Here is a 15,311-nt window from a genome sequence, read left to right on the forward strand (position 1 = left end):
CGACTGCCCTCCGGGCAGTCGCCCCGCTGAAGCCGGCGGCTAGACCCGCCGCGCCGCACAATAGGCCACTATCACCTGGGACAACGCAGCCACTATGCCCTGATCCGCGTCCTTGGCCGTGAACAGTCGGAACTCCGCATCAGGCAACGCCGGCAAACCATGCTCAGCCCCTAACACCGCAAGCCCCTGCCCCAACTGACTGGTAGCTATCGGCGCCACCGCGAACCCGGACAGGGCCGCTGTGCGCAACGCCGCGTTGCTCGGGCAAAGCATTGCCGTGCGCTGGGCGATTCCCGCTTGCGCCAAGCGCTGCAGGGCCACCGCCCGATAAGGGCATGGCTCGGGAAACAACGCCAGCGGTAGCGGCGTCGGCAAGCGGCCGACCAGGTACGCGGAGCTGGCCCATACCAGCGGCTCCTGCCACAACAGCAGGCCCGGCTCACGGGTTTCGCACAGCGAACCGATGACCAAATCAAGAGCGCCCTGCTGCATGCGCTCCAGCAGCGTGCCGGGAATATTCACCTGGATATCGATTTCCATGCCTGGGTACTGCGCCGCGAACTCCTGCAAAAGGCGCAGCAGGCGGGGCTCGACAAAGTCCTCGGACATGCCGATCCGCACCCGGCCGTGAAACGGCGAACGCGTCAGCTCGGCCCAGGCATCGCGGTTCAAGGCGAGGATGGCGCGGGCATAGGCCATCAGGCGCTCGCCATCGGCGGTCAGATGCTGGGAACGCGTGGTACGGGTCAGCAACGGCTTGCCGACCTGCTCTTCCAGGCGCCGTAAATGGCCGCTGACCGTCGACTGCGTCAGGTGCAGCCGTTCGGCGGCACGGCTGAAGCCTTCCTCGTCCACCACCGTCACAAAGGTTTTGAGCAACAGAACATCGAACATATAGAGATACGTGATTAATAAGCCATTTATTTACAATTTATATTCCGTTAAGCGCTATGTTGCAATGCCGGCATTCCTCCTCCGAGACGCCCTCATGACCCGCCTGCTGCATATCCAATGCTCCCCCCGCAAAGAGCGCTCCGCCTCGCAACAAATCGCCCGAGGCTTTATCGACCGCTACCAGACCCACCATCCCCACGCTGAAGTCAGCACACTGGACCTATGGAGCCTGGAGCTGCCGGAGTTCGACCAACACGCCATGGACGCCAAATATGCCGGCCTGCAAGGCATAGCCCTGTCCCCCGACCAGCAAGACGCCTGGAACACCCTCGAAACCCTCGCCGCCCACCTGCACAACGCCGACCTGCTGGTACTCTCCGTGCCCCTGTGGAACTACAGCATCCCCTACAAGCTCAAGCACTTCATCGACCTGGTCACGCAGAAAGACATCCTCTTCAGCTTCAGCGCCGAACACGGCCTGCGCGGCCTGCTGCACAACAAAACCGCGGTCGTCGCCTACGCCCGCGGCCTAGACTTCTCGCCGCAATCCGACACACCGGCGGAACGCTTTGACTTCCAGAAACCCTACGTCGAGGCCTGGCTGAAGTTCGTCGGAGTCACCCAGGTGCACGCACTGATCGTGGAAAAGACCATCCTGGGGTATGAGGTGGATCAGGCGGCGCGGCAAGAGGCTGGGAATCGGGCCAGGGAGTTGGCGGACAGCTTCAAGTAATTCAAATGCAGCAAAAAATCGCCTAGCCGCGCAGCTATCGAACCAAACAAAAAAGCGGGGACCTTAAGGTCGCCCGCTTTTTTATTACCCGACCGTTGCTCATACAACCGACTGGGATATAGAGAGCGAAGACCATTCATCCTCCTGATACGCGCGCCCTCCCAACCCCGGAACTCCATTCCTGATAAACTTCCCCTCCTTCGCCTCACCCATCCAGATTGCCCAATGCTCTTATCTCCTGCTCCAACTGCCTCGCCCGTCCTTTCTCGCCGCTTCTCCGTGGCGCCCATGATGGATTGGACAGACCGCCACTGCCGCTTCTTCCTGCGCCTGCTGTCCAAGCACGCCCTGCTCTACACCGAGATGGTCACCACCGGGGCGCTGCTCAATGGCGACCACGAGCGTTTTCTGCGTCACGACGAGTCCGAGCATCCCTTGGCGTTGCAGTTGGGCGGCAGTACGCCGGTGGATCTGGCGGCTTGCGCGCGGATGGCCCAGGAGCATGGTTATGACGAGGTGAACCTCAACGTCGGCTGTCCGAGCGATCGGGTGCAGAACAATATGATCGGCGCCTGCCTGATGGGGCATCCGGGGTTGGTGGCCGATTGCGTGAAGGCGATGCGCGATGCGGTGAGCATTCCGGTGACGGTCAAGCATCGGATCGGCATCAATGGCCGCGACAGTTATGCAGAACTGTGCGATTTCGTCGGCCAGGTGCGCGAGGCTGGCTGCACCAGTTTTACCGTGCATGCGCGGATCGCGATTCTTGAGGGGCTGTCGCCGAAGGAAAACCGTGACATTCCTCCGCTGCGTTATGACGTGGCGGCACAACTGAAGGCGGATTTCCCCGAGCTGGAGATCATCCTCAACGGCGGCATCAAGACCCTGGAAGCCTGCCATGAGCACTTGCAGACTTTCGACGGGGTAATGCTGGGCCGCGAGGCCTATCACAACCCGTATCTGCTGGCGGAGGTGGATCAACAGTTGTTCGGCAGCACGGCACCGGTGATTTCCCGGGCCGAGGCGCTGGCACAGTTGCGGCCTTATATCGCCAGGCACCTGGCCACGGGCGGCGCCATGCACCACATCACTCGCCATGTACTGGGGCTGGGCACCGGTTTTCCGGGGGCACGCAAGTTCCGCCAGCTGCTCTCGGTGGACATCCACAAGGCCAAGGATCCGCTGGCGCTGCTGGATCAGGCAGGGCAGCTGCTCGAAGGCCGTTAACGGTCGCGCGGGTTGAACCTGACGGGTGTTTTGGCATCGTAGTAAACGGATAACGCCCCAGCATTCAAACACCTGTTTTTCAGGTTGTTGCCCTTGGGGCTTGTTTAGGCATCCGCTTATCTCTTCATGCCCTTGAGCGGCTGTCAGCGCTCGGGTAATGTCAACAGACCCACAGGACAGAGCACTCTCATGACTTCCAAGCTGGAACAACTCAAGCAGTTCACCACCGTGGTTGCCGATACCGGCGACTTCGACGCTATCGCCCGGGTCAAACCGGTAGACGCCACCACCAACCCTTCCCTGTTGCTCAAGGCCGCGGCCATTCCGGGTTACGCCGAGCTGCTGAACGCCAGCGTCAGCGACGTCAAGGGCGATATCGGCCTGGCCAGCGACCGTTTTGGCGTCGCGGTGGGCAAAGAAATTCTGAAGGTGATCCCTGGCCGCATTTCCACCGAAGTGGATGCACGCCTGTCGTTCGACACCGACGCCATGCTCAAGCGCGCCCATCGCCTGATCGAGCTGTATGACAAGGCAGGCATCGGCCGTGACCGTGTACTGATCAAGATCGCCTCCACCTGGGAAGGCATCCGCGCTGCCGAGCAACTGGAACGCGAAGGCATCCAGACCAACCTGACCCTGCTGTTCTCCTTCGCCCAGGCGATCGCCTGCGCCGAGGCCGGCGTGTTCCTGATCTCGCCATTCGTGGGCCGTATCTACGACTGGTACAAGAAGGCCAGCGGCAACGACTACACCGGTGCCGACGATCCGGGCGTGCAGTCGGTGACCCGCATCTACAACTACTACAAGGCCAATGACTACAAGACCGTGGTCATGGGTGCCAGCTTCCGTAACCTGAACCAGATCGAGCAACTGGCCGGCTGCGACCGCCTGACCATCAGCCCCGACCTGATCGAGAAACTGGCCGCCGACACCGGCAAGCTGGAGCGCAAACTGGCACCGGGCCACGCTGGCGAAGCCCGCCAGAGCCTGAACGAAGCGCAGTTCCGCTGGGCCTCCAACGAAGACGCCATGGCCACAGAGAAACTGGCCGAAGGCATCCGTCAGTTTGCCCGCGACCAGGAAAAACTCGAGGCGCTGCTGGCCGCCAAGCTCTGATCGAGCGAGCGCCAACGCAAAAAGGGCGGACCCTCGCGGGTCCGCCCTTTTTTATGCGCTGATACTTTTATCGGATCAGTGACGCTCCAGGGCGTTCACCAGATCATGGAACGCCTCGCGGTTGGAGTCGTTCAAGCCCATGAGGATCTTGTGCGCTTCCAGCACCTTGAGCCGCACCACCTCTTCCGACTGGTCCTGGGATGGCAGGTCGGTCAGGCATTCCGGGCATGGGATCGGACGATCAACGATGTTGAACACCTGATCGAAGCCCATGGACTGCAGCAGCCGGGTGATGTCTTCGTGGGTGGTGACGACGGTCGGCAACAGGCCGACCTTCTGCCGCGACAGGATCGACAGCTTGGCCAGCAGGCCCAGGGTGGTGCTGTCGATGCTGCGGGTTTCGGTCAGGTCGATCACGATCGCCGAGAAGTTCAGCGCCGTGAAGATCCGCTCAATAGTCGCATCCAGCGCCGAACACAGGGTCAGGCGCACTTCACCGACAAACTTCAGGACGAAGGTGCCGTCCTGCTCGGCGAATTGGATTCTACCGGTACTCATTAAAGATTCCTGCTCAACACCAACAGGGCGATATCATCCGGCATCTCCCCTAGCGTGGCCAATCCAAAAACCTGCCGCAGACCATCCAGGCTGCCGCCTGCCGTTCTCACCCGTTCAGGTAAGGTGGCTTCTTTTTCTTTGAGTGTGGGTTCCGGCAAAAGGTCCAGAATGCCATCAGACATCAGCGTCAAACTGAAAGTTGGAGGCAGTTCCAGAATATGGTCTTCATAGGTGGCTTCATTGAACAAGCCCACCGGCAGACCGCGCCCTTCCAGGTAACGCACACTGTCTGGCGTGTACAACACAGGCAATGGCAGGTGTCCGCCAATGCTATAGGTCAACAAGCCCGTCTCCTCGTCGATGACGCCACCGACCATTGTCACGTGTTTGCCCAGCTTACAGCTGATCAGGCCACGGTTGATATGGCCAAGGACTTCCGAGGGTTTGAATTCCGGCAAAGTGCCATTGCGCTTGGACTCGAACAGCAAGCGCGTGGTCATGAACTTGAGCAGCACCGTGACAAAGGCCGATGACGCGCCATGCCCGGAAACATCCGCCAAGTAAAAGGCTACGCGGCGCTCGTCGACGCGAAAGTAGTCGACGAAATCGCCGGACAGGTACAGCGACGGAATGATCTGATGCGCGAACTTGAACTGGTCGATGGTCCAGGGGCTCACCGGCAGCATGTTCATCTGCACCTGGCGCCCGGCGTTCTGATCTTCCTGCAACAGGCTCAGGCTGGCTTCGAGCTCGCGGTTGGCGGCTTCCAGCTTCTCCCGGTATCGCTGGTTTTCCAGCAACAGCCGCGCACGATCCAGGGCCCGGCGCACCGAGTGTTCCAGCACCGCGAGGTCTTCCAGTGGTTTGATCAGGTAGTCCGCCGCGCCCAGGCGCAGGGCCTCGACAGCGTCGTTCATCACACCGGCACCGGAGACCACGATGACCGGGGTTTGCGGTTCGATGTCGGTTACCTGACGGATAAGTTCGAGGCCGCCCATCTGCGGCATGCGCAGATCGCAGATCACCAAGTCGGGCTTTTCCTGCTCGAACACCTGAAGTCCCTGCTGGCCGTTACTGGCCTGCAGGACGCTGAAGCCACTGTCTTCCAAATAGGCCGCGAGGCTCGCGCGCACTACTTCGTCGTCATCGATTATCAGCAGCGTGGCACTGGTTTTTGGCATGTGGGCAAACGGCGCCAGAATTAGGTTGGCGTAGGTGGCTGGGCACAATGCCTTGGCACACACTACTGGATTCGCTTTCTAGCCACTCTGGAAACGGAGCCAGGGCCCGTAGCCCTGCACGCTCGACCATTCAGAGGTGCCCTTCTAAGGCGCAGACGGTACTCCCATCCGCGGGGCGTTTCAAGCTCATGCCGATGGTCGCTGGACGTCTTTACACCTCAAATCACCGGGAGTTATAAGAACGGACAAATCCGCAACTTAAACGCAGGATGGAGCCTATGAGCCCAAACGATCGTGACTACAGTGAAAAGCGCGATTACATCCGCATGCGGGTGGATGCCGAGGTCACTCTGATCCACCAGGGCCAGGTGATTCCAGCCGTCTGCATCGACCTTTCCAGCACTGGCATGCAGGTTCGGGCCACACGTTCATTCAAGGTCGGTGACCAGCTCAGCGTGCGTATCGATTCCGAGCACGCCGCCCTCAGGGGACTGGAAGCGGACACCGAAGTGGTGTGGGTCACCGAGCTGGAAGGCAATGGCCAGAAACTTGGCCTTACAATCCTGAAGATGAACTGATTCTGAAACCCATGAAAAAGGCGGCCTCGAGGCCGCCTTTTTCATGACTGGGTCAAGGCTTAAAAATCGTCTTCGACCTTGCCGTCCTTGACCTTGAATTCTCGGTTCTGCAGGTAGGCATTGCGAATGAAGGTGTACTTGTCACCACTGATCAGCTTCTCGCTCGACAGCAGGCTGGCGCGGGTGTCGACGACCTCCAGGGCAAACACGCTGTTGCGTACTGGCACGTCGTTCACATAACGGTAACCGTCGGTGAAGCTGTCCACATACTTGGCCGGCGCGTCGCGCAGGGTGCTTGGGCCGAAGAACGGCAGCATCACGTAAGGACCGCTGCCGACGCCCCAGTAACCCAGGGTCTGGCCGAAGTCTTCATCGTTACGTTGCAAGCCCATCTTGGTGCTCACATCGAAGAAGCCCGCCACACCGATGGTGGTGTTCATCAGCAGCCGCGCAGTGTCGACGGCAGCGGCATGGGGCTTGGCTTGCAAGATATCGTTGGCCAGGTTGCCGACATCGCCGATGTTACGGAAGAAGTTGTGAATGCCGTCTTCGAGAAATTGCGGCGTTACGGCCTGATAACCTTGTGCCAGAGGCTTCAACGCATAGGTGTCGATGGTGTCGTTGAAGGTGAAGATCGGGCGGTTGATGCTTTCCCACGGATCCTCTTCCGCAGCCTGGGCCAAAACAGGCACCAGCAGCATGCCGGCACACATAAGCTGAGCGAAACGATTGCTCCAGCGCATAGCAAAAACTCCTTGGATTGTACTGTCGCGGGCGCTATGCCCTGGCGGTAAGCGGGCTAGTATAAGTCGGATATATCCATTTATGCAGCACTGGCACAGTGCTTAGCCCTCTCGCCCCTCGTTTGCATGGCCTGTTCACGGGGCTGTCACCCAACGGTCATCTGCCATCGATACTCTTGCAAGGTATTTCAGGGACGTCACGATGCCTCACGCCGAAGCCTTGCCTGTATCCGCCCCCACCTTGACCGCCGTACTCTTTGGCCTCAGCGGTTGCCTGGTGGATTTCGGCGCGCGGATGCGCCTGCACAGCGCCGATCACCCGGTCCTGGAACAGGCGCACGCCACCCATGGCGCTCTGGACATCCTGCACAGCCTGCAACAACAAGGCGTACCTTGCGCCTGGCTCGACGAGTTGCCCGCCACGCTCAGCCAGAGCCTGGCGAGCTCGCTACCGGACTGGGTCACCCCCTCCCCCAACACCGGCTCCCGCTGGCCCGCTCCCGATGCCTGCTGGCAGGCGCTGATGACCCTGAATGTCAGCCGCCTGGACGGCTGCGTGCTGGTCAGCGGCGAACCACGCCTGCTGCAATCGGGCCTCAACGCCGGCCTGTGGACCATCGGCCTGGCGTCCTGCGGCTCGCTCTGCGGCATGAGCCCGGCGCAATGGCAGGCATTGAGCGTGCAGGAGCGCGAGCTCAAGCGCGGCAAGGCCACCCTGCATCTGTTCAGCCTTGGCGTGCACTCGGTGATCGACCACCTGGGCGAGCTGCCGACCTGCCTGGCCGACATCGGCCAGCGCCGCCTTAAGGGTGAAAAACCCTGACTTGATCAAGATCATGCACATTGCCCGTGAGTGGATTACGCTAAGGTTCAGACATGGACTTTTAGCGAATCGGCGCGGTCCATGGCTGTGCCTATCAATGAAGGGAGAACGCCATGCCTGCCCGCGAACTGCAAGAACAGCTCAATACCCTGCGCGAGCAATTGGAGCAGAACCCACCGCTTTCGGAAGCAGAACGCGCCAATCTGCAGGAATTGATGCAACAGATCGAGCTCGAGCTCAAACTGGAAAACGCCACCCAGGACACCAGCCTGGCCGACGGGGTCAACCTCGCCGTCGAACGCTTCGAGCTTGAACACCCCGCCATTGCCGGAACCTTGCGCAACATCGTGCAAACCCTCGGCAACATGGGGATTTAACCCCTTACAGACAAAAAAAAGCCCCGCTACCAGAGCGGGGCTTTTCATTACTGGCGAACCAGCCGGAAGTTGGCGAAGCTCGCGGTTTCGGTGCTGCGATACGGGTTGATGTCCAAACCACCACGACGCACATAACGTGCGTACACCGTCAGCTTCTCCGGCTGTAGCAAGCGCTGCAGGTCGAGGAAAATCCGCTCCACGCATTGCTCATGGAAGTCCGAGTGCTGACGGAAGCTCACCAGGTAGGCCAGCAGGCTGGCGTGATCCAGCGCCGGGCCACGGTACTCCACCACCACACTGCCCCAGTCCGGCTGGCTGGTGACCGGGCAATTGGATTTGAGCAGATGGCTGTGCACGCTCTCCTCGACAATCCGCGACCTGTCGCACTGCAGCAGCTCCGGACGTGGATGCTCATAGCTGCTGACGCTGATATCCAACTCATCGATGCAGGTCCCCGGCAAGGCCACCACGCCTTCCGCCTCCATTTCGCCCAGGCTGCGGATCCGCACGCCCACTGGCTTGCCGGCCGCCGCCGAGAGGTCGGCACGCAAGGTTTCTTCCAGGCTCTGGCGATCCGCGAAAGGGGTCTGGTTCAGCGAGTTGAGGTACAGCTTGAACGACTTCGATTCGATGATATTCGGTGAATCCGCCGGAATGCTGAACTCGGCGATGGCCACCACCGGCTTGCCGGAGGGCAACAGCCAGGACAGTTCGAAGCAGTTCCAGAAGTCCACGCCTTTATAAGGCAGGGTGTCGGCGCTCAGGCCCAGCTCGGCCCATTTTGCCGCCCTCGGGATAGGGAACAGCAAGGACGGCGTGTAGGTGGAGACGTATTCACTGGACTTGCCCAGCGGCGAATGTTCGGCTGCGGGATGCATGGCGGAAACCTGACTGAAGAATCAGGCGATTCTATCAGTCTTTGCCTCCGCCTTTGAGCCCCAGGCGCTTACTGGCTGACGGTCAGCTTGCCGACCATGCCCGCCTGATAGTGCCCCGGGATATTGCAGGCGAACTCCAGGCTGCCGGCCTTGCTGAAGGTCCAGGTCAGTTCAGCGGTCTTGCCCGGTTCCACCAGCACGCTGTTCGGATCGTCGTGCTTCATGCCGGGCATCGCGCCATGCCCCATGGCGGCGTGATCCATGGCCCCGGCGGGCATGTCCTTGACGGCGGTGGGCGTGAGCATTCCGCTCTGCTGCATCTTCAGCATTTCCTGCTGGTGCTTGGCATGCATGGCCGCATCGCCGAGGTTGAACTCGTGCAGCAACTGGCCCTTGTTGACCAACACGAAACGCACGGTCTCGCCGGCCTTGATATCCAGGGTCTTGGGGCTGAACGACATGTCGCCCATGACCAGCTCCACCGTACGTGTCGCCTTGGCCGCCGAGGCCGCCTGACCGAAATCGTAGTTCTGCGCCGGCGATGCCCAGGCCGGCGCACCCAATGCCAGCAAACACGCGGCCAACGTCAATGAACGAGGTAAAACACCCTTGGGCAAAAACATAATCGCACTCCAACAAGATGAGATTCAGCTTGTGTGAAACTCTAAGGCCGCACCGCTGCCAGCCAGCTGACTGCTAGATTACAACTTTGTCAGCTTGTACCGTGCGGCCGCCACCCACGGTATAAAGCCCGCGTTCCATTTGCCATGAGCCGCCCATGAAACTGCTGATCGTCGAAGACCAACCGAAAACCGGCCAATACCTGCGCCAGGGCCTGAGCGAGGCCGGCTTCAATGCCGAGCTGGTGGCTGATGGCACCACCGGCCAACACCTGGCGCTGACCGGCGACTACTCCCTGTTGATTCTCGACGTGATGCTGCCGGGCCGCGATGGCTGGCAGATCCTGCAAGCCGTGCGCAGCGCCGGACTGGAGATACCGGTGCTGTTCCTGACCGCGCGCGATGCGGTGGAAGACCGGGTTCACGGCCTGGAGCTGGGCGCCGACGACTACCTGGTCAAGCCTTTCGCCTTCTCCGAACTGCTGGCCCGGGTCCGCAGCCTGCTGCGCCGCGGCAGCTCCACGCCCCAGGAAACCACCCTGCAACTGGCGGACCTGCGCCTGGACCTGATTCGCCGGCGAGTCGAGCGCAGCGGCCAGCGCATCGACCTCACCGCCAAGGAGTTCTCGCTGCTGGAAATGCTCCTGCGGCGCCAGGGCGAAGTGCTGCCCAAGACGCTGATCGCCTCTCAGGTCTGGGACATGAACTTCGACAGCGACACCAACGTCATCGAGGTGGCGATCCGCCGTTTGCGCCTGAAGATCGATGACGATTACCCGAACAAACTGATCCACACCGTGCGCGGCATGGGCTACGTGCTCGAAGAGCGCCAGGCCTGATGCGCCGCTTGACCCTGAGCGGCCGCCTGGCCCTGTTGTTCGCCGGCTGCACCGCGGTGGTTTCGCTACTCGCCGGGGTGCTGTTCAGCCGGGCCAGCGAGGCGCACTTCATCGAACTCGACCAGCAACTGCTGGAAGGCAAGCTGATCGCCATGCGCAGTGCGCTGCAGGGCGCCGACGACCCGCAACGCTTTGCCGAACGCAAGGCACAGCTGCAGGATGAACTCAGCCATCAACCGGACCTGACGCTGCGGGTCACAGGCGCGGACGGCGCCGTCTGGTTCGACAGTGCCAAGGCGCTGGCGGCCGCCCCGGCCCAGCCGACCGGGTTGCACAGCCTGCAACACGAGGGTACCGCCTACCGCATCTACAGCGCGGCCCTGGAGCCCGGCCAGGCCGGCTCGCCAGAGCTGACCCTGATGCTCGACATCACTCATCACCAGCACTTCCTGCAACGCATGCAGCATTTGATCTGGCTGACCGTCGGCCTTTCGGCACTGGCCACTGCGCTGCTCGGGGCCTGGGCCGCGCGCAGTGGTCTGCGTCCGTTGCGGCGGATGAGCGAGGTGGCTGCGGGTGTTTCCGCCAGCTCCCTGACCCAGCGTCTGCCGGAGCAGCAGATGCCCGGCGAATTGGCCGAACTGGCCCACGCCTTCAATGCCATGCTCGGGCGCCTGGACGACTCCTTCCAGCGCCTCTCCGCGTTCTCGGCGGACATCGCCCATGAACTGCGCACCCCGCTGTCGAATCTGCTGACCCACACCCAGGTCACCCTCACCCGCCCACGGGCGCTGGAAGACTATCGCGAAGCCCTGCACAGCAACCTCGAAGAGCTGCAGTGGATGGCCCAACTGGTCAACGACATGCTCTACCTGGCCAAGGCCGACCACGGCCTGCTGACACCGAAACACGAAGCCCTGGAGCTGGGTGACGAAACCGACATGCTGCTGGAGTTCTATACGCCGCTGGCCGAAGACGCCGGCATCGCCCTGGGGCGCGAAGGCAGCGCGAACATCCAGGGCGACCGCAGCATGTTGCGCCGCGCCCTTTCCAACCTGCTGGACAATGCCCTGCGCTTCACCCCGGCCGGCGGCGAAGTGCGGGTGCGGCTTGGCGAGACCGCCAAGGCTTCATACCTGCGGGTGGAAAACACCGGCGAAGGCATTCCGCCTGAACGCTTGCCACGGTTGTTCGACCGCTTCTACCGCGCCGACCCGGCACGCCATGAAGGCAGCAGTGAACATGCAGGCTTGGGGCTGGCCATCACCCAATCGATCATCCGCGCCCATGGCGGGCAGATTCGTTGCGAATCGGTGCAGGGCCGGACGAGCTTTGTGATTGAGTTGCCGAGGCAGAACTAGCAGAGGGTTGGCGAGCAAGCCCCCCGGAGGAGCGAGCTTGCTCGCGATGGCGGTCCTGGATCTTACGAGTAACGCAACGCCGTCGCCGGCTCGACCTTGGCCGCGCGCCAGGCCGGATACAGGGTCGCCAGGAAGCTCAGGACAAAACCCGCGGTACAGATCAGAGCCACGTCGCCGCCCTGCAACTCGGAAGGCAGGTTGCTGACGAAGTACACGTCGGAACTGAAGATGTGCTGGCCGCTGACCCGCTCCAGCCAACCCACCAGCGCACTGACGTTCAACGCCGCGATCACCCCCAGCACGCCGCCGATCAAGGTACCGACGATACCGATCACCGTGCCCTGGACCATGAAGATCGCCATGATCTGCCGTGGCGTGGCGCCGATGGTGCGCAGGATCGCGATGTCCGCGCCCTTGTCGTTCACCACCATGATCAGCGTGGCGATGATGTTGAACGCCGCCACGGCGACGATCATCAGCAGCAACAGGCCGATCATGGTCTTTTCCATCTTCATCGCGCTGAACAGGCTGCCCTGGGTGTGGGTCCAGTCATCGGCCTTGAAGTCAGCCCCCAGGCTGGCCGCGATGTCGCTGGAAACCTTGGGCGCGGCGTACAGATCCTTGACCGCCAGGCGCACGCTCTGCACCTGGTTCGGCTGCCAGTGCTGCATCTCGGCGGCGTCGGCCACATGGATCAGGCCCATGGAGCCGTCGAGCTCGGCACCGACCTTGAACACCCCGACCACGTTCAAACGCTGCATGCGCGGAGTGATGCCACCCGGTGCGGAGCTGATTTCCGGCACGATCAGGGTCAGCTTGTCGCCGACATTCAGGCGAAAGCGCCGTGCCGTGATCTCACCGATCACCACCCCGAACTCGCCCGGTTTCAAGGCATCCAGACGGCCCTGCACGATGTGCTGGGCAACGATGGAGACCTTGCCTTCCTGGGCCGGGTCGATGCCGCTGATCTGGATCGGCTGCATCGAGCCCTTGTAGGAGAGCATGCCTTCCATCTCGGTGAACGGCACCGCGGCCGTCACCTCGGGATTTTTCATCGCGGCGGCGGCCACCGGCTGCCAGTCGTCGATCGGCTTGACGCCGACGATGGTGGCGTGGGGCACCATGCCGAGGATGCGCGAGCTCATTTCGCGCTGGAAACCGTTCATCACCGACAACACCACGATCATCGCCAGCACGCCCAGGGCGAGGCCGATCATCGAGGTCATGGAGATAAAGGAAACAAAGCGATTGCGGCGCTTGGCGCGGGTATAGCGCGTGCCGATAAAGATCGATAACGGTCTGAACATTCGCTGGAGCACCCTATGAAAATTAAAGACCCGGCGCCTGCTTCAGGCACCGGGTTGCAGCCAGTCAGATGGGCGTCAGGAAACCTTCCTGCAGGTGCAGGACGCGATCCATCTGGCGAGCCAGGTTCATGTCGTGGGTCACCACCAGGAACGCGGTACGCATCGAGGTGCTGAGCTCCAGCATCAAGTCCTGGATGCCTTGGGCGGTGTGGGAGTCGAGGTTGCCGGTCGGCTCGTCGAGCATCACCAGCCCCGGCTTGTTGACCAGGGCACGAGCAATGGCCACACGCTGGCGTTCGCCACCGGACAGCTCGGCCGGCTTGTGCTCCAGGCGATGGGCCAGCCCTACCCGCTCCAGCAAGGCCGTGGCCCGCTGACGGGCCTCCGGGATCGCGGTCTTGCCGATCAGCAGCGGCATGCAGACGTTTTCCAACGCGGTGAATTCCGGCAGCAAGTGGTGGAACTGGTAAACGAAACCGAGGGAGCGGTTGCGCAACAGGCCGCGGCCCTTCTCGCTCAGTGCCGAAAGCTCTTCACCGTCGAGCCAAACGCTGCCCTTGGTTGGCGTGTCGAGGCCGCCCAGCAGGTTGAGCAAGGTACTTTTGCCCGAACCGGAGGTGCCGACGATCGCCACGCGCTCGCCCGGGTGCAACTCCAGTTGCAGGCCGGACAACACCACCACTGACTCCGGACCTTCCTCATAGGACTTGCCCAGGTCGCGGCAGCTCAGAATTGCTTTTTCACTCATGCCCAACTCACTCATAACGTAGCGCCTCCGCAGGCTGGGTGCGCGCGGCACGCCAGGCTGGATACAGGGTGGCGAGGAAACTCAGTACCAGTGCCGCGCCGCAGACCATCAACACGTCTTCGGCCATCAGTTGCGATGGCAGGTAGTCGATGAAGTACACGTCGGCATTGAGGAATTTGTGCCCGATCAGGCCTTCGAGGGCGGAGATCGCCGCGCTGACGTTCAACGCCGCGAACATCCCAACCACGGCGCCGATCAAGGTACCGATCACGCCGATCACCGTGCCCTGGACCATGAAGGTCGCCATGATGGTAGCCGGCGTCGCGCCCAGGGTGCGCAGGATTGCGATATCGCCCTTCTTGTCGTTCACCACCATCACCAGGGTGGAGATGATGTTGAAGGCGGCCACGGCGACGATCAGCAGCAACAGCAGGCCGATCATGGCTTTTTCCATGCGGATGGCCTGGTACAGGTTGCCGTGGGTACGGGTCCAGTCACGGGCGTAGTACTGGTTCTCGCCCAACTGCTCGGCAATTTCCCAGGCGGTGCGTGGCGCCTGGAACAGGTCGTCGAACTTCAGGCGCAGGCCCTGGACCTGATCCGGCTTCCAGCGATGCAGGCGGCCCAGGTCGTCGAGGTTGGTCAGGCCCAGATAGCCGTCCAGCTCGCCGGCGCCGACATGGAAGATGCCGACCACGGTAAAACGCTTCATGCGCGGGAACATCCCGGCCGGGGTCACCGTGACCTCGGGTGCGACGAAGGTCAGCTTGTCGCCCAGGCCAACCCCCAGCTTGGTCGCCGCCTTATCGCCGATCACGATGCCGAAGCTGCCGGGCGCCAGGTCGTCCAGCTTGCCCTGCTTCATGAAGTTATCGATGATCGAAACCTGGCGTTCCTTGGCCGGATCGATGGCGTTGAGCAGGACTTTCTGCACCTGGCCGTTATTGGTCAGCAACCCCTGCATCTGGGTGAACGGCGCAACCGCCAGCACCTTGGGGTTCTGCTTGACCTTGTCGGCCAAGCCTTGCCAGTCGCTGATCGGCTCACCGGACTCGATGGTCGCGTGGGGCACCATGCCCAGCACACGGGTGCGCATCTCATGGTCGAAGCCATTCATCACCGACAACACGACGATCATCACGACCACGCCAAGGGCGAGGCCGATCATCGAGGTCAGGGAAATGAATGACACGAAATGATTGCGGCGCTTTGCACGGGTATAACGCGTGCCAATGAATACGAAGAGAGGTCTGAACATGTCGGGGCTTGTTCGGAGGAAAAGAAGACGTCCTTGTGGCGGGTCCTGGTAAGCAGCTTTACACTCAGAC

The 15,311-nt window shown here is 61.7% G+C and carries 17 protein-coding genes; 8 read left to right on the forward strand and 9 right to left on the reverse strand.

Features of this window, described 5'->3' with window-relative positions; all coding sequences use genetic code 11:
* Nucleotides 1–39: 39 nt before the first annotated feature.
* Nucleotides 40–894 (reverse strand): LysR substrate-binding domain-containing protein, encoded by an 855-nt coding sequence (locus J4D52_RS12870; protein WP_102676866.1) that lies wholly within the window; start codon nt 892–894, stop codon nt 40–42.
* A gap of 94 nt (nt 895–988) precedes the next feature.
* Here J4D52_RS12870 and J4D52_RS12875 point away from each other — a divergent pair, with 94 nt between their 5' ends.
* The 3 genes from J4D52_RS12875 to tal all read left to right on the forward strand — a co-directional run bounded on the left by J4D52_RS12875 (nt 989) and on the right by tal (nt 3,970).
* A complete protein-coding gene (locus J4D52_RS12875; protein ID WP_102676867.1) occupies nt 989–1,627 on the forward strand; it encodes an FMN-dependent NADH-azoreductase in 639 nt (212 codons plus the stop codon).
* 225 nt (nt 1,628–1,852) lie between these two features.
* Complete coding sequence (gene dusA, locus J4D52_RS12880; RefSeq protein WP_025804198.1) at nt 1,853–2,854, forward strand: tRNA dihydrouridine(20/20a) synthase DusA; 1,002 nt, start codon at nt 1,853–1,855, stop codon at nt 2,852–2,854.
* 189 nt (nt 2,855–3,043) lie between these two features.
* The gene (gene tal / locus J4D52_RS12885; protein WP_025804199.1) at nt 3,044–3,970 is read left to right on the forward strand and encodes a transaldolase; all 927 of its coding nucleotides are present in this window, start codon (nt 3,044–3,046) and stop codon (nt 3,968–3,970) included.
* Between the two features lie 75 nt (nt 3,971–4,045).
* Here the strand turns inward: tal and rssC are convergent, their stop codons facing one another.
* Complete coding sequence (rssC, locus tag J4D52_RS12890; RefSeq protein WP_025804200.1) at nt 4,046–4,528, reverse strand: anti-sigma factor antagonist RssC; 483 nt, start codon at nt 4,526–4,528, stop codon at nt 4,046–4,048.
* Nucleotides 4,528–5,709: a two-component system response regulator RssB gene (gene rssB, locus J4D52_RS12895; protein WP_025804201.1), complete on the reverse strand. Its 1,182-nt coding sequence runs from the start codon at nt 5,707–5,709 to the stop codon at nt 4,528–4,530. Before rssB ends, rssC begins: the two co-directional genes overlap by 1 nt.
* 278 nt (nt 5,710–5,987) lie before the next feature.
* Between rssB and J4D52_RS12900 the strand changes: the two genes are divergently transcribed.
* Nucleotides 5,988–6,287, forward strand: a complete 300-nt coding sequence (locus J4D52_RS12900; protein WP_102676868.1) for a PilZ domain-containing protein — start codon at nt 5,988–5,990, stop codon at nt 6,285–6,287.
* A 59-nt stretch (nt 6,288–6,346) separates the two neighbouring features.
* On the opposite strand, the gene J4D52_RS12905 is transcribed toward J4D52_RS12900, so the two are convergent.
* On the reverse strand, nt 6,347–7,030 hold the full coding sequence (locus J4D52_RS12905; RefSeq protein ID WP_025804203.1) for a VacJ family lipoprotein: 684 nt from the start codon (nt 7,028–7,030) through the stop codon (nt 6,347–6,349).
* 202 nt (nt 7,031–7,232) lie between these two features.
* Between J4D52_RS12905 and J4D52_RS12910 the strand changes: the two genes are divergently transcribed.
* Both J4D52_RS12910 and J4D52_RS12915 read left to right on the forward strand, forming a co-directional pair.
* Nucleotides 7,233–7,853 carry a phosphatase gene (locus tag J4D52_RS12910; RefSeq protein ID WP_102676869.1) on the forward strand — a complete coding sequence of 207 codons (621 nt, stop codon included), beginning with the start codon at nt 7,233–7,235 and terminating at the stop codon, nt 7,851–7,853.
* A gap of 113 nt (nt 7,854–7,966) precedes the next feature.
* Nucleotides 7,967–8,230, forward strand: a complete 264-nt coding sequence (locus J4D52_RS12915) for a DUF4404 family protein (RefSeq protein ID WP_007926964.1) — start codon at nt 7,967–7,969, stop codon at nt 8,228–8,230.
* Nucleotides 8,231–8,277: 47 nt separating this feature from the next.
* Here the strand turns inward: J4D52_RS12915 and queF are convergent, their stop codons facing one another.
* Complete coding sequence (gene queF, locus J4D52_RS12920) at nt 8,278–9,108, reverse strand: NADPH-dependent 7-cyano-7-deazaguanine reductase QueF (protein WP_102676870.1); 831 nt, start codon at nt 9,106–9,108, stop codon at nt 8,278–8,280.
* A gap of 68 nt (nt 9,109–9,176) precedes the next feature.
* Nucleotides 9,177–9,731: a plastocyanin/azurin family copper-binding protein gene (locus tag J4D52_RS12925; RefSeq protein WP_025804206.1), complete on the reverse strand. Its 555-nt coding sequence runs from the start codon at nt 9,729–9,731 to the stop codon at nt 9,177–9,179.
* Between the two features lie 155 nt (nt 9,732–9,886).
* On the opposite strand from J4D52_RS12925, the gene J4D52_RS12930 reads away from it, so the two are divergent.
* On the forward strand, nt 9,887–10,567 hold the full coding sequence (locus tag J4D52_RS12930) for a heavy metal response regulator transcription factor (protein ID WP_025804207.1): 681 nt from the start codon (nt 9,887–9,889) through the stop codon (nt 10,565–10,567).
* Nucleotides 10,567–11,928 (forward strand): heavy metal sensor histidine kinase, encoded by a 1,362-nt coding sequence (locus J4D52_RS12935; protein WP_102676871.1) that lies wholly within the window; start codon nt 10,567–10,569, stop codon nt 11,926–11,928. The genes J4D52_RS12930 and J4D52_RS12935 overlap by 1 nt, the downstream gene beginning before the upstream one ends.
* Before the next feature lie 62 nt (nt 11,929–11,990).
* Here the strand turns inward: J4D52_RS12935 and J4D52_RS12940 are convergent, their stop codons facing one another.
* The 3 genes from J4D52_RS12940 to J4D52_RS12950 all read right to left on the reverse strand — a co-directional run bounded on the left by J4D52_RS12940 (nt 11,991) and on the right by J4D52_RS12950 (nt 15,241).
* The gene (locus J4D52_RS12940) at nt 11,991–13,235 is read right to left on the reverse strand and encodes a lipoprotein-releasing ABC transporter permease subunit (RefSeq protein WP_025804209.1); all 1,245 of its coding nucleotides are present in this window, start codon (nt 13,233–13,235) and stop codon (nt 11,991–11,993) included.
* Between the two features lie 64 nt (nt 13,236–13,299).
* The gene (gene lolD, locus J4D52_RS12945) at nt 13,300–13,983 is read right to left on the reverse strand and encodes a lipoprotein-releasing ABC transporter ATP-binding protein LolD (RefSeq protein ID WP_164485326.1); all 684 of its coding nucleotides are present in this window, start codon (nt 13,981–13,983) and stop codon (nt 13,300–13,302) included.
* A 7-nt stretch (nt 13,984–13,990) separates the two neighbouring features.
* The gene (locus tag J4D52_RS12950; protein WP_025804210.1) at nt 13,991–15,241 is read right to left on the reverse strand and encodes a lipoprotein-releasing ABC transporter permease subunit; all 1,251 of its coding nucleotides are present in this window, start codon (nt 15,239–15,241) and stop codon (nt 13,991–13,993) included.
* Between the last annotated feature and the right edge of the window lie 70 nt (nt 15,242–15,311).

Source organism: Pseudomonas sp. GW460-12-10-14-TSB1 (genome assembly GCF_017349775.1).
Classification (GTDB): domain Bacteria; phylum Pseudomonadota; class Gammaproteobacteria; order Pseudomonadales; family Pseudomonadaceae; genus Aquipseudomonas; species Aquipseudomonas piscium.

Coding starts and splice junctions, on each gene's coding strand:
- J4D52_RS12870 (WP_102676866.1), bottom strand. CDS start 894: ATGTTCGATGTTCTGTTGCTCAAAACCTTTGTGACGGTGGTGGACGAG.
- J4D52_RS12950 (WP_025804210.1), bottom strand. CDS start 15,241: ATGTTCAGACCTCTCTTCGTATTCATTGGCACGCGTTATACCCGTGCA.
- J4D52_RS12935 (WP_102676871.1), top strand. CDS start 10,567: ATGCGCCGCTTGACCCTGAGCGGCCGCCTGGCCCTGTTGTTCGCCGGC.
- J4D52_RS12940 (WP_025804209.1), bottom strand. CDS start 13,235: ATGTTCAGACCGTTATCGATCTTTATCGGCACGCGCTATACCCGCGCC.
- J4D52_RS12910 (WP_102676869.1), top strand. CDS start 7,233: ATGCCTCACGCCGAAGCCTTGCCTGTATCCGCCCCCACCTTGACCGCC.
- J4D52_RS12915 (WP_007926964.1), top strand. CDS start 7,967: ATGCCTGCCCGCGAACTGCAAGAACAGCTCAATACCCTGCGCGAGCAA.
- tal (WP_025804199.1), top strand. CDS start 3,044: ATGACTTCCAAGCTGGAACAACTCAAGCAGTTCACCACCGTGGTTGCC.
- queF (WP_102676870.1), bottom strand. CDS start 9,108: ATGCATCCCGCAGCCGAACATTCGCCGCTGGGCAAGTCCAGTGAATAC.
- J4D52_RS12900 (WP_102676868.1), top strand. CDS start 5,988: ATGAGCCCAAACGATCGTGACTACAGTGAAAAGCGCGATTACATCCGC.
- J4D52_RS12925 (WP_025804206.1), bottom strand. CDS start 9,731: ATGTTTTTGCCCAAGGGTGTTTTACCTCGTTCATTGACGTTGGCCGCG.
- J4D52_RS12875 (WP_102676867.1), top strand. CDS start 989: ATGACCCGCCTGCTGCATATCCAATGCTCCCCCCGCAAAGAGCGCTCC.
- lolD (WP_164485326.1), bottom strand. CDS start 13,983: ATGAGTGAAAAAGCAATTCTGAGCTGCCGCGACCTGGGCAAGTCCTAT.
- J4D52_RS12905 (WP_025804203.1), bottom strand. CDS start 7,030: ATGCGCTGGAGCAATCGTTTCGCTCAGCTTATGTGTGCCGGCATGCTG.
- rssC (WP_025804200.1), bottom strand. CDS start 4,528: ATGAGTACCGGTAGAATCCAATTCGCCGAGCAGGACGGCACCTTCGTC.
- rssB (WP_025804201.1), bottom strand. CDS start 5,709: ATGCCAAAAACCAGTGCCACGCTGCTGATAATCGATGACGACGAAGTA.
- J4D52_RS12930 (WP_025804207.1), top strand. CDS start 9,887: ATGAAACTGCTGATCGTCGAAGACCAACCGAAAACCGGCCAATACCTG.
- dusA (WP_025804198.1), top strand. CDS start 1,853: ATGCTCTTATCTCCTGCTCCAACTGCCTCGCCCGTCCTTTCTCGCCGC.